Annotated in this window: 10 protein-coding genes and 2 pseudogenes; 5 read left to right on the forward strand and 7 right to left on the reverse strand. The window is 66.4% G+C overall.

The features are described from left to right. Positions 1–2 precede the first annotated feature (2 nt). Positions 3–1,166, forward strand: a complete 1,164-nt coding sequence (locus IMZ29_RS04090; protein WP_216180885.1) for an alginate O-acetyltransferase AlgX-related protein — start codon at positions 3–5, stop codon at positions 1,164–1,166. A gap of 117 nt (positions 1,167–1,283) precedes the next feature. Here IMZ29_RS04090 and IMZ29_RS04095 read toward each other — a convergent pair. Both IMZ29_RS04095 and htpG read right to left on the reverse strand, forming a co-directional pair. Beyond that, positions 1,284–2,065, reverse strand: a pseudogene (locus tag IMZ29_RS04095) (class I SAM-dependent methyltransferase). Continuing rightward, the gene (gene htpG / locus IMZ29_RS04100; RefSeq protein WP_216180888.1) at positions 2,065–3,975 is read right to left on the reverse strand and encodes a molecular chaperone HtpG; all 1,911 of its coding nucleotides are present in this window, start codon (positions 3,973–3,975) and stop codon (positions 2,065–2,067) included. The pseudogene IMZ29_RS04095 and the gene htpG overlap by 1 nt, the downstream one beginning before the upstream one ends. Before the next feature lie 207 nt (positions 3,976–4,182). On the opposite strand from htpG, the gene IMZ29_RS04105 reads away from it, so the two are divergent. Then, the gene (locus IMZ29_RS04105) at positions 4,183–5,541 is read left to right on the forward strand and encodes a mechanosensitive ion channel (RefSeq protein WP_216180891.1); all 1,359 of its coding nucleotides are present in this window, start codon (positions 4,183–4,185) and stop codon (positions 5,539–5,541) included. A 124-nt stretch (positions 5,542–5,665) separates the two neighbouring features. Here the strand turns inward: IMZ29_RS04105 and IMZ29_RS04110 are convergent, their stop codons facing one another. Next, positions 5,666–6,088 carry a type II toxin-antitoxin system VapC family toxin gene (locus IMZ29_RS04110; protein WP_216180894.1) on the reverse strand — a complete coding sequence of 141 codons (423 nt, stop codon included), beginning with the start codon at positions 6,086–6,088 and terminating at the stop codon, positions 5,666–5,668. Beyond that, the gene (locus IMZ29_RS04115; RefSeq protein WP_216180896.1) at positions 6,085–6,342 is read right to left on the reverse strand and encodes a FitA-like ribbon-helix-helix domain-containing protein; all 258 of its coding nucleotides are present in this window, start codon (positions 6,340–6,342) and stop codon (positions 6,085–6,087) included. Before IMZ29_RS04115 ends, IMZ29_RS04110 begins: the two co-directional genes overlap by 4 nt. A 101-nt stretch (positions 6,343–6,443) precedes the next feature. Here IMZ29_RS04115 and IMZ29_RS04120 point away from each other — a divergent pair, with 101 nt between their 5' ends. Next, the gene (locus tag IMZ29_RS04120) at positions 6,444–7,232 is read left to right on the forward strand and encodes a phytanoyl-CoA dioxygenase family protein (protein WP_253206847.1); all 789 of its coding nucleotides are present in this window, start codon (positions 6,444–6,446) and stop codon (positions 7,230–7,232) included. On the opposite strand, the gene IMZ29_RS04125 is transcribed toward IMZ29_RS04120, so the two are convergent. Together IMZ29_RS04125 and IMZ29_RS04130 are read right to left on the reverse strand one after the other, a co-directional pair. Further along, complete coding sequence (locus IMZ29_RS04125) at positions 7,229–8,113, reverse strand: DMT family transporter (RefSeq protein ID WP_216180900.1); 885 nt, start codon at positions 8,111–8,113, stop codon at positions 7,229–7,231. The two genes, IMZ29_RS04120 and IMZ29_RS04125, sit on opposite strands and share 4 nt — an antisense overlap. Before the next feature lie 347 nt (positions 8,114–8,460). After that, positions 8,461–8,622, reverse strand: a complete 162-nt coding sequence (locus IMZ29_RS04130) for a hypothetical protein (RefSeq protein ID WP_216180903.1) — start codon at positions 8,620–8,622, stop codon at positions 8,461–8,463. A 114-nt stretch (positions 8,623–8,736) separates the two neighbouring features. On the opposite strand from IMZ29_RS04130, the pseudogene IMZ29_RS04135 reads away from it, so the two are divergent. Both IMZ29_RS04135 and IMZ29_RS04140 read left to right on the forward strand, forming a co-directional pair. Further along, positions 8,737–9,833 (forward strand): annotated as a pseudogene (locus tag IMZ29_RS04135) (carboxynorspermidine decarboxylase). A gap of 41 nt (positions 9,834–9,874) precedes the next feature. Then, entirely contained in the window at positions 9,875–11,161 is a 1,287-nt protein-coding gene (locus tag IMZ29_RS04140) for a saccharopine dehydrogenase family protein (RefSeq protein ID WP_216180906.1), read from the forward strand. A 12-nt stretch (positions 11,162–11,173) separates the two neighbouring features. Here IMZ29_RS04140 and IMZ29_RS04145 read toward each other — a convergent pair whose 3' ends face one another. Continuing rightward, positions 11,174–12,109: a DMT family transporter gene (locus tag IMZ29_RS04145; RefSeq protein WP_216180909.1), complete on the reverse strand. Its 936-nt coding sequence runs from the start codon at positions 12,107–12,109 to the stop codon at positions 11,174–11,176. Positions 12,110–12,128 lie beyond the last annotated feature (19 nt).

Below are 12,128 nucleotides of genomic sequence, written 5' to 3' on the forward strand. Positions count from 1 at the left end.
CCATGACGTCCTCCGAACATTCGCCAGCACCGGCTCGATCCTCCTGGGTCGCGGGCGCGGTCTTCGCCGTACTCCTCGCAGCCGGTGCCCTCGCAAACCTGTGGGCCTTCGGCGTTCAGGACGGCACCCTGGTGCAGGCGCCCCCCACTCTCACGCGCGTGCTGGACGGCGACGTGACGGCCGAGATCGGCCAGTCCCTCGCCAAGGCGCCGCTGCCCAGCTGGGCCGCCACAGCCGAACGCAGCGCAACCTGGCTCGCGCTGGGCGACCTCGGTCCCCGTGTGCGCCGCGGCTGTGGCGACTGGCTCTTTCTGGCCGATGAGATCACACCGCATCCCCATGGTCAGATCCACGCGGACATGCGTGCGCGCCAGGTGCGCGAGATCGCTGCCCGCCTGAAAGCACGCGGCATCGCGCTGCAAGTCGTCGTCGTTCCGGACAAGACGCGCATTCAGAGCCACGTCCTGTGCGGCGTGCCGCGGCCAGCCAGCCTGGAGCCTCGCGTCCGGGACTGGACCGAGCGCCTGCGCGCCTCAGGCGTGCCCGCGCTGGACCTGACGCCGGTGCTGACACAGGCGGGACGCGACACGTACCTGCGCACGGACACGCACTGGTCCGAGCTTGGCGCGAACCTGGCTGCCGAAGCCGTGACGCGCGCGCTGGGCGCCCAGCCCAACGGGCGAGCCGGCTTCACCCCGGCGCAGCGCACCGAGCAACACCTGCGTTCACCCTGCCCCTACACCGGCGATCTGGTGCGCCTGGCCGGCATCGATGCCCTGCCGGCTCGCTGGCTGCCCGAACCGGATCGCGTCGCCGCGAGCATCTTCACGCAGGCCGAGCAGGCACAGGCCGGCTCAGCCGATGATCTCTTCGGGGATGCACAATTGCCGAGCGTGGCGCTGGTAGGCTCGTCGTACTCTGGCGCGTCGAACTTCGTACCCTGGCTCGCGCATCACCTGCACACGCCGATCGCGAACTTCGCGAAGGATGGCGGTGGGTTCGCAGGCGCGATCACCACCTACCTGAATGGCGCGGCCTACCGGGACACGCCGCCCCGGGTGCTGGTTTGGGAGATTCCCGAGCGCGATCTGCAGGCGCCGCCGGGTGCGAGCGAACAGGCGTTGTCGGATTGGCTGGGCAGGACAGCAGGGGCATCAGCACACTGAGCGAGCCGGCGCGGCTCGCTTGCCTGCTACGCGGGCCCGCACTGCCCGCGTCCTTGCGGTGCCAACAAGGCCGGGTCGCCACCCGGATCGAGCGGCGACCCAACCACTGTCGGACCCTCAGAACTGCAACGCTGTCTGCTTGCGCTTGCCCCCCGCCGGCCGCATGAGGGCCCGCGCCCAGCGCGCGCCGGCAGGCCGTACTTGGCCTCGACCACCTCCGCCCGCGCGAGCAGGTCAGCCGGCTCCACCGTCAGCGCCGGTCCGGTGAAGGCCAGGGCGATGCGATTGCCCGCATCGATCTCCGGCAACACCACCACCCGCCCGTCAAATGCCTGGTCGAGATTGGCGATATTGCGCGGAAAGCTGTCGTGTTCACCAAAGAGATTGACGGCGAGCACACCCACCTCGCCCAGCACCGCACGACACCCGGCATAGAACTCCACCGAATCCCGCACCGGGCCCTGCGCGAGCGCATCGAAGAGATCGACCATCAGCACCGAACACTGCCCATGGTGGGCGGGATCGAGCACCCAGGTGCCAGCGTCCGCCACATCCAGACGCAGACGCCGGCCTGGCTCCGGCAGACGGAAGAACTGGTGGCACACGGCCACCACCTGCGGATTCCACTCCACCACGTGGACACGACTCGCCATGTGCTTCAGGCAGAAGCGCGTCAGCGAACCCGCGCCCAGGCCCAGCGTGCCCACGGCGCGCGGCGCCGCCGGCGGATCCAGGAACAAGAGCCACGCCAGCATCTGCCGGGTGTACTCCAGCACCAGCCGGGCAGGCTCCTTGGTATCCATCGCCCCCTGCACCCACTCGGTGCCGAAGTGCAGATACCGGATCCCGCCGGCTTCCGAGAGGGTCGGTTCGTCCAGCTCCGACGGGCCCGCGGGCATCAAGCCCGCGTCCCCAGCAGCAAGCCGTTCATGCGCCGCACGAAGGCCGCCGGATCTTCCAGCGCAGCGCCCTCGGCCAGCATGGCCTGCTCGAGCAGCAGCTGGCTCCAGTCCGCGAACTGGTCGTCGCCCGCGGCCTGGATACGCTTGACGAGATCGTGCTCAGGATTGATCTCGAGGATCGGCTTGCTGTCCGGCGCGTTCTGGCCCGCCGAGCGCAGCAGACGCTGCAGGTTCTGGCTGAGGTCATGCTCGTCAGCCACGACGCAGGCCGGGGAATCCACCAGACGGAACGTCACGCGCACGTCCTTCACGCGCTCGCCCAGCGACGCTTTCAGGCGGTCCACCAGCGGCTTGACGGCTTCGCTCGCCTCGGCCTGCTGCTGCTTTTCTTCCTCGTCAGCCAGCGCACCCAGATCCAGGCCACCCTTGGCGATGGAGACCAGCGACTTGCCCTCGAAGGCGTGCAGATGGCTGAGCATCCACTCGTCCACGCGGTCCGTCAGCAGCAGCACTTCGATGCCCTTCTTGCGGAAGACTTCCAGGTGCGGGCTGTTGCTCGCCGTGGCAAAAGTCTCTGCCGTGACGCAGTAGATCTTGTCCTGACCTTCCTTCATGCGCGCCACGTAGTCGGCCAGCGCCACGTCCTGCACCGGCGTGCCGGTGTGCGTGGAGGCAAAGCGCAGCAGCTTGGCCACGCGCTCGGCGTTGGCGGCGTCCTCGCCCGTGCCTTCCTTGAACACCTGGCCGAAGGCTTCCCAGAAGGCGGCGTAGTCTTCCTGACGGTTCTCGGCCACGTCTTCCAGCAATGACAGGATGCGCTTGGTCGAGCCTTCACGGATCGCCCGCACGTCGCGGCTTTCCTGCAGGATCTCGCGCGACACGTTGAGCGGCAGATCCGCCGAATCGATCACCCCACGCACAAAGCGCAGATAGCCCGGCAGCAATTGTTCGGCGTCGTCCATGATGAAGACGCGCTTCACGTAGAGCTTCACGCCGTGCTTGGCGTTGCGGTCGTACATGTCGAAGGGCGCGCGCTTGGGCACGTACAGCAGCTGCGTGTACTCGCTGCGGCCTTCGACCCGGTTGTGCGTCCAGGCCAGCGGGTCGTCGAAATCGTGCGACACGTGCTTGTAGAACTCGCGGTACTGCTCATCCGTGACGTCGTTCTTGGCGCGGGTCCAGAGCGCGCTCGCCTGGTTGACGGTTTCTTCCTCGTCGCGCACCACCTGCTCGCTCTTCTCGCTGTCCCACTCTTCCTTCTTCATGCGGATGGGCAGCGAGATGTGGTCGGAGTAGCGGCGCAGGATCTCGCGCAGACGCCAGCCGGACAGGAAATCGTCCTCGCCCTCGCGCAGCGTCAGGATCACGTCGGTGCCGCGCGTGGCCTTCTCGGCAGCAGCAATGGTGAATTCGCCATCGCCCGCGGATTCCCAGCGGATCGCGGCGTCGGCCGGCTCACCGGCACGGCGGCTCAGCACCGTGACCTTCTCAGCCACGATGAAGGACGCGTAGAAGCCCACGCCGAATTGCCCGATGAGCTGGGCGTCCTGCTTCTGGTCGCCGGTGAGGCGCGAGAAGAATTCGCGCGTGCCCGAACGGGCGATGGTGCCCAGATTGGCGATCGCCTCGTCGCGGGTCAGTCCGATGCCGTTGTCCGACACCGTCAACTGCCGTGTGGCCTTGTCGTAGGACACGTGAATGGCCAGTTCGCCACCGCCTTCCAGCAATGCCGGCTTGTCGATGGCCTCGAATCGCAGCTTGTCGCAGGCGTCCGACGCGTTGGACACCAGCTCGCGCAGGAAGATCTCCTTGTTGCTGTAGAGCGAGTGGATCATCAACTGCAGCAACTGCTTGACCTCGGCCTGAAAGCCCATGGTCTCGGGAGTGGAGGAGGATGCCTGGTTCATCTCGTCAATAGCCTAAAGCGGTTGAGTCACCCGGCCAGCAGCAAAGCGCGGCGGGAATCCAGCGGCGCACATGGGGGCGGATCGGTACACATCAAGGGGCCCGCCGCGATATTTTTCATCCCGTGGGCGGTACCGGGACGTGTTCTTGCTACACGCCAGCCGGCCCTGCCGTCCGGCAGGCTTCCGGCTACCAAGGAGCAACTACCCATGACGGAGTACACGCCCGATACCGTCCACGCGACGGGGCAATTTGCCTACTGGGCCCCCCGCATCCTGGGGGCACTGATCATCCTGATCGTGACCTTCTTCGCCGCCCGAGCCGCTCGCTGGGGCATCACCAACCTCACCGGACGCATGGCGTTCTTCTCGCGTCCGACGGCCCGCCCCGGCGAAACGCTGTCCTCCTCCTTGGGTACGCTAGCCTACTGGCTGGTGTGGCTGCTTGGCCTGCTGCTGGCCCTGCAACCGCTCGGCCTGGCCCAATCGCTCGGCCCGGTCCATGCGCTCACGCATGAAGTGTTCATCTTCCTGCCGCGCATCCTCGGCGCCGCGCTGATCCTCTTCGTCGGCGTGCTGGTGGCCGGCATCGTGCGCAACATCGTCGAAACCCTGCTGGCCGCAACCGGCGTCGATCAGGGCGCTCGCCGCCTGGGTCTGGGCCCGGATCCCGTGCCGCCCGCGGGTGTCGCGCCGGTGATGCCGCCGGTGAACGTGCCCACCGCCCCCGGCGCCCACCAGCCGGGTACCGTGCCGCCCGTCGATCCCGTGCCGCCCGCGAACAGCTTCACGCTGAGCCGCGTGATCGGCGCCGTGGTCTTCACGCTCATCATCATCCCGGTCGCCATCTCGGCCCTCCAGGCCCTGGGCATCTCGTCCGTGGTCGACCCGATCGTCGACGTACTGCGCGCTGTGCTGGATGCCGTGCCGCGCGTATTCGCCGCCGGCCTGCTGCTCACCATTGCCTTCTTCATCGCCCAGTGGGTGCGCGGCCTGGTGCAGCAGATCCTCGTGACGGTAGGTTTTGATCGCGCGGTTGCCGGCAGCGGCCTGCGCAGCGCCACACCGCCCTCGCGCATCGCCGGCTGGCTGGCCCTCGTGGCCATCATGCTCTTTGCCGCCGTGGAATCCGCGAGCCTCTTGCGCTTTGACATCGTCGCGCTCCTGCTGGCTCAAGTGATCCAGCTGGGCGGCCAGGTGGTGTTCGGCAGCCTGATCGTGGTCGTGGGCGTCATCATGGCGCGCTTCGTGGCCCGCCTGGTGGGTGACACCGTCGGCGAGAGTGGTCTGCCGTCCATCCTCAAATACGCCATCATCGCCCTGTCGGTGGCCATCGGCCTGCGCTTCATGGGCCTGGCCAACGAGATCGTCAACCTCGCCTTCGGCCTGATCCTCGGCTCGGCCGCCGTGGCATGCGCTCTGGCCTTCGGCCTGGGTGGCCGTGAGACCGCGCACCAGCTGCTGCAACGCTGGATCAAGCGCCGCGACGTGGGCACCCCGCCCTCGCCGCCCGCCCCGCCCGCGCCGCAGCCCCCGATCGACCCGATCGTGCCGCCGCGCAAGGACTGACCTCCCGACGCAGTGACCTTCGGGTCACGTGACACGGATCATGACTTCGGCCCTGGCTCGCGTTGATCGCGGACCAGGGCCGAAGTCATTGGTGGAGATGTTCTGCGTTTGCCGGCAACGACGCTTAGCTGACTTCCCACGGGTTGATGACGGCCAGCCTGGCCGCTGCAAAGGGGCTGGTATCGCGTGTGGCGACCGCGTAGCCACGCGCAGCGGCTGAGGCCGCGATATAGCCGTCAGCCTTGCCGATGGCGTCACCCGCCGCCCTGGCGACTCCCATCAATTCCGCATAGGCCCGCGATGCGTCCAGGTCGAAGGGCAAGATCCGTCCTGAAAAGGCCGGGATCACCTCGCGTTCCAGTCGATCCAGATAGGTTGTCCGGCGCTTGCCGGCGGGCATTGCCGCCAGGCCGAAACGCAACTCGGCCACCGTGATGGCGGACAGATACAGGGTTTCGATCATCTGCGCGTCCATCCAGGCCAGCACCTGGGGCGCAGGCTCTGCCTTCCAGAGTTCGGATATGACGTTGGTGTCGATAACAATCACTTGAAGCTCATCGGTTCGGCGGGTGTCTTGTCGCGCTGCTGGTTGATGACGTCGGCTTCGGCATCCGTCAAGCCGCCAATGTCTCGGGCGATGGATGCCAGCATCGAACCCAGCTTGATGCGCCCTTCTGGTCGCGCGGCTTGTTCCAGGATGCGGCGAACCTCTGCCTCGGTACTGTGACCGTGCATGGCGGCACGCACTCGGATGGCACGATGCACTTCTTCAGGAATATTTCTGACGGTGATGGAGGCCATGATTCAAATCCTAGTTTGCTATCGCTGATATCAATATACAATAATGAGATCAATAAAACATCGGTCGCGGTGACGACGAAGCAGGAGGCTGCGTGCACAGCATGGTCCGACAGGCAAACGACGCTCGCGATCAAGCCGTTCTGGCGTATCACCAAGATGGGTACACCGCCTGGCCAGCGTCGCTATCGCAGGATCTGCTGCATCGATTGGGCAGTGCGACGCACGCCATCCAATCCCAGGTCGCAGCGCTACCCCAGGAAATGCAGGCTCTGCTCGCGTTCGAAAGGGATCTATCGACAACGGGGCGCGGCGGCATTGACGCGAAGGACGTGGGCGATGCGATCTTCATCATCGGCGATCCGAGCCGCTTCGATCCGGTGTTTCTGGAGCTGGTGCAGACCCCCATCATCCGGCAAGCAGCCTCTGCCCTGCTCGGCTGCGAAGACCTGGCCCTTCATTTCATCAACGTCACCATCAAGCACCCGCGCTTTGGCCGTGGCATCGGCTGGCATCGGGACTATCCCAACCCCTCCTATTGCACCGAACATGCGGATTTCCTGCGCCTGATGCTTTGCCTTGACGGCATGGACGAAACGTCGGGCGCCACGCGCTTCATCCCGGGTTCTCACATGCTGTCCGACGCGCAGGCCGTGGAGGAAAAAACGCAACGGAACTGGCCCAAGCCTTCGCCGAGCACGGGATGCGCACTGACTTGCGGGACCGGGCACATCGTGGCGATTCATCCGAAAGTGCTGCACGGCGGGCCCATGAACACCAGCAGCCGGCCCCGTCGAAACATCGTGATCCAGATTGGCAAGGCTTCGGCGCCGATGACGGGCACTGAACGCGATTCCGTATCGGGCCTGCGTCTGCGAAGGCCGTTACCCTAGCCCACCGCCCCTGCCCGCGGCCGCCGCATGATCGCCACCCCGCTGCCGGCAATCAGCAACGCCCCCGACACCGTCCAGGCATCTGGCTGCTCGCCCCAGATGACCCATCCGATGGCGGTGGCCCAGATGAGCCCGGTGTAGTCGAAAGGCGCCACGACCGACGCCGGGGCAATCCGGAAGCCTTGCGTGATGAAGCCCAGGCCGAGCGTACTGAAGAGCGCGATGCCGGCCAAGCCCAAGGCGTGCTCACTGTGCAACGGCTGCCAGAACCAGGGCTGCAGGCCCGCGCTCACCACCGCCTGGCCCAGGCCGATGTAGAACATCGTGGTGAGCATGCTCTCCTGTGCCCCGATGCGTCGGGCGCTCACCATCATCACGGCGTAGCCGATGGCAGTCAGGAGCGGCAGGACCGCCGCCCAACTGAATCCGCTGGCCCCGGGTCTGGCCACCAGCAAGACGCCCGCGAAGCCCAGCCCCACCAGCAGCCAGCCGCGCGCATCGACGCGTTCGCCCAGAAAGGCCACGGACAAGGCCGTCACGATGAGGGGCGCAGCAAAGGCAATCGCCGTCGTCTCGGCCAACGGCAATAGCGTCAGGCTGAGGTAGAAGCACGACGCCGAAGCCACGTTCACCACACCTCGCACCGCGTGGACCCCGAGATGCTGCGTGCGCAGCGCGCGCCGCCCGCCCACCGCCAGCAGGATGACCGCAATCACCATCGCGGCCAACACCCCCCGCACGAAGAGCAGCTGCACCGGTGCATAGAACTCACCCAGCCACTTCGCCAGGCTGTCACTCAGCGTGAGACAGACGATGCCGCCGGTGACGCAGGCGATCCCGGGCAAGTGAGAGCTGCCAGGGGCAGCGAAAGGTGGGGACATGGACGAGGCACACCGACAACGAAGAACAGACACTCCGTCCATCAGGACCGGAGACGATGGCCGAGAGCCTAGCAGATCCGACGAACCGCGCAGCGCACCGGCAGCGAGAGCCCGCTGCCGCATCGCGCGCGGCGTCCCACGCGCTGACAGAGCGCGTCGGCCATGGCGGTCATGCCGCGAGTCAGACCGCGAGCTGCGGCCCGTGGCCCTGGCGTCCCCCGCCAAGGCTTGAATCCCTCCCCTGCCTCCTCTAGAATGCGAGGTTGCCTTGGCACTTCGCCGGGCATCATCTGCTGGTTGGGGAGGACGCCATGTCGTTAGACGCCCTCTTCCAATTGGGGATCGTCTCAGTTTTCCTGAACACCACCCAAACGGAAGAACACCGATTCCCGCATGCCCGTGCCGTTCGCACGCGCATGTGCCCTGCCGCCACGCTGCACGCGTGCGCCGGCCTGCCGTATCCGCGCGCTGATCAGCAATCCGGCCGAATGCCGGGCTGACAACTCCATACCCAATCCGTCTCGCGCTTGGCGTCATGCCCCGTCTTGGGTAACACGCCATGCGCGCCACGTAGCCTGTCCGCGCGCCGTCTCGGCGCCCTGCGGACCCCTGGAGTCCTGCCGTTGATCGCCACGCCCTACTACTGCATCGACAAACGCCGCCTGCTCGTCAATCTCGAACGCATCGATGAGGTCCGCCAGGCCTCGGGTGCGAAAGTCCTGCTTGCCCTGAAATGCTTTGCCACCTGGTCTGTGTTCGACCTGATGCGCGAGCACATGGACGGCACCACCTCCTCGTCCCTGTACGAAGTGCGGCTTGGCCGCGAGACCTTTGGTGGCGAGACGCACGCCTACAGCGTGGCCTATGCCGATCACGAGATGGACGAGGTGATCTCGCATGCCGACAAGATCATCTTCAATAGCCTCGGCCAATTCGGGCGCTTCGCCGACCGAGCTCACGGCAAGCCCATCGGCCTGAGGCTGAACCCGGGCGCCAGCGCCTCGGGCTTCGATCTGGCAGACCCGACCCGCCCCTTCAGCCGTCTGGGCGAATCGGATCCGGCCAAGGTGGCTGCGGTCATCGACCGCATCGATGGCTTCATGATCCACAACAACTGCGAGAACCACGACTTCGCGCGGTTCGACGAGTTGCTGACCGGCATCGAAGCCCGCTTCGGCGCGCTGCTCGGCCAGGTGAACTGGGTGAGCCTGGGCGGCGGCATCCACTTCACGGGCGAGGACTACCCGCGCCAGGCCTTCGCTGCACGGCTGCGTGCCTTTGCCGAGCGCCATGGCGTGCAGGTCTACCTGGAGCCGGGCGAAGCGGCCATCACGAACAGCGCGAGCCTGGAGGTGACGGTGCTGGACACCCTGCACAACGGCAAGGATCTGGCGGTGGTGGACAGTTCCATCGAGGCGCACATGCTGGATCTGCTGATCTATCGCCTGTCCGCCCGCGTGGAGCCGAACACCGGCCCCCACCGCTATCTGGTCTATGGCAAGTCTGCCTGGCAGGCGACATCTTCGGCGAGTTCGACTTTCCGGAACCTTTGACGATCGGCAGCCGTCTGTCCATACGAGACGCTGCGGGCTACACGATGGTCAAGAAGAACTGGTTCAACGGCGTGAACATGCCGTCCATCGTGATCCGCGAGCTGGACGGCACCGAACGCCTGGTGCGCCAGTTCTCCTACCAGGATTACCGCGACAGCCTGTCCTGATCGCATCCCCGACGAAACCTGTGCATGGAGGCCTCACAGCCATGAAGCGGAATGTTCTCATCATCGGTGCGGGCGGCGTGGCGCATGTCGTCGCGCACAAGTGCGCGCAGAACAATGCGCGCCTGGGCGACATCCACATCGCCTCGCGCACCCTCGGCAAGTGTCACGCCATCATCGAGTCCATCCATACGCGGGCGAGCTTGCAGGCGCCCGGCGTGCTGAAGGCACACACGCTGGACGCCATGGACATCGACGCCACGGAGGCGCTGATCCGGCGCACGGGCAGCCAGATCGTGATCAACGTGGGCTCTGCCTTCGTCAACATGTCGGTGCTTGAAGCCTGCCTGCGCACGGGCGCGGCCTACATCGACACGGCCATCCACGAAGACGCTGACAAGATCTGCGAAGCGCCGCCCTGGTATGCGAACCACGAGTGGAAGCGCCGCGAGGTGTGCGCCGCGGCAGGGGTGACGGCGGTACTGGGCGCTGGCTTCGATCCGGGCGTGGTCAACGCCTATGCACGCCTGGCCTGCGACGACTACTTCGACCGCGTGGATTCCATCGACATCGTCGACATCAATGCAGGCAGCCACGGCCGCTGGTTCGCCACGAACTTCGATCCGGAAGTGAACTTTCGCGAGTTCACCGGCCAGGTCTGGTCCTGGCAAGGCGGTCAGTGGACGTCCTCGCAGATGTTCGAGTACCGCAAGGAATGGGATCTGCCCGTCGTAGGCCGCCAGACGGCCTATCTCACGGGCCACGACGAACTGCACTCGCTGTCGCAGCACCTGGACGTGCCGAACATCCGCTTCTGGATGGGCTTTGGCGAGCACTACATCAACGTCTTCACCGTGCTGAAGAACCTGGGCCTGCTCTCGGAGCAGCCGGTGCGCACGGCCGAAGGCCAGGAGGTGGTGCCGCTGAAGGTGGTCAAGGCCCTGCTGCCGGACCCCGCCTCACTCGCGCCCACGTACACCGGCAAGACCTGCATCGGCAATCTGGTGCGCGGCGAGAAGGATGGCCAGCCACGCGAGATCTTCGTCTACAACGTGGCCGATCACGAAGAGAGCTACCGCGAGATCGGCAGCCAGGCGATCTCGTATACGGCTGGCGTGCCGGCGGCCGCAGCGGCGATCCTGATCGCCGAGGGCACCTGGGATGTGCAGCGCATGGCCAACGTGGAGCAACTGCCCCCGCGGCCCTGGCTGGACCTGATGGACGGCATGGGTCTGTCCACGCACGTGCGCGAGAACGGCTGGGACGAACGCATCAGCGTCCCGGCAGATGCGGCCGAAGGGACCGATTCCGTGGAGGAAGTGCTGGAATGATCGCCGCGGGCATCAGGCGCGCCGCGAGGCCAGCACGATGCCCACCGCGATGAGGCCGATGCCCACCGCGTGATAGAGCTGGGCGCGTTCGCCCAGCAATCCGATCGCGAGCAGGCTGCCGAACACCGGCACCAGGTGGATGCACAGACCCGCCACACTCGATCCCGCCAGCGCCACGGCCCGGTTGAAGCACAGATACGCCAGCACCGAGGCGCAGACCGCGGCGTAGCCCACCGCGCCCAGCGCCGCCCCGGACAACGGCATCGGCCGCCCGCCGAACGTCTCGGCCAGATAGAACGGCAACAGCATCGTGGCCCCGATCACGAAGGTGGCGAAGACGAAGCTCAGGGGATGCGCGTCGGGCCGGCGCCGCAGCATCAATGTGTAGCCTGCATAGGCCACCGCTGCAGCCAGCACGTACAGATCGCCGGCATTGAACGCGAGCCGGGAAAATGTCTGGACATCTCCGCGCCCGATGAGCACCGCAGCGCCCGCAAGCGAGATCCCGATGCCCACCCACTGCGCCGCACGGATGCGGTCGCCGAACACCGCCACGCCCAGCCCCGCCACCATCACCGGGATGGCAGACTGGATCATCACGCCATTGAGCGCCGTCGTGGTCTGCAAGCCCAAGTACAGCAAGGTGTTGAAGGCCGCGATGCCTAGCCCGGAGAGCACCAGCATGTCCCAGGGCCGCGCCGCCAGTGCGCGCCAATCGCGGCGCAGATGCGGCCACGCGAGCGGCAACAGCACCAGCGCCCCCAGCACCCAGCGCCAGAACGCCAGCCCGATGGGTGGCACCGCCCCGTCGCCCACCACGGCGCGCCCGAGCACGGAATTGCCCGCCCAGAAGAGCGGCGCAAGCATCATGTAGAGCCAGAGCGGCTCGCGGCGGATCGCCCCGGCTGGGGTTGAGGTGTATGAGGGCTGGGAGCGGGGGGAGGACATCGACGGCAGCAAGATTCGC

Source organism: Verticiella alkaliphila (assembly GCF_018904615.1).
GTDB classification, from domain to species: domain Bacteria; phylum Pseudomonadota; class Gammaproteobacteria; order Burkholderiales; family Burkholderiaceae_B; genus Verticiella; species Verticiella alkaliphila.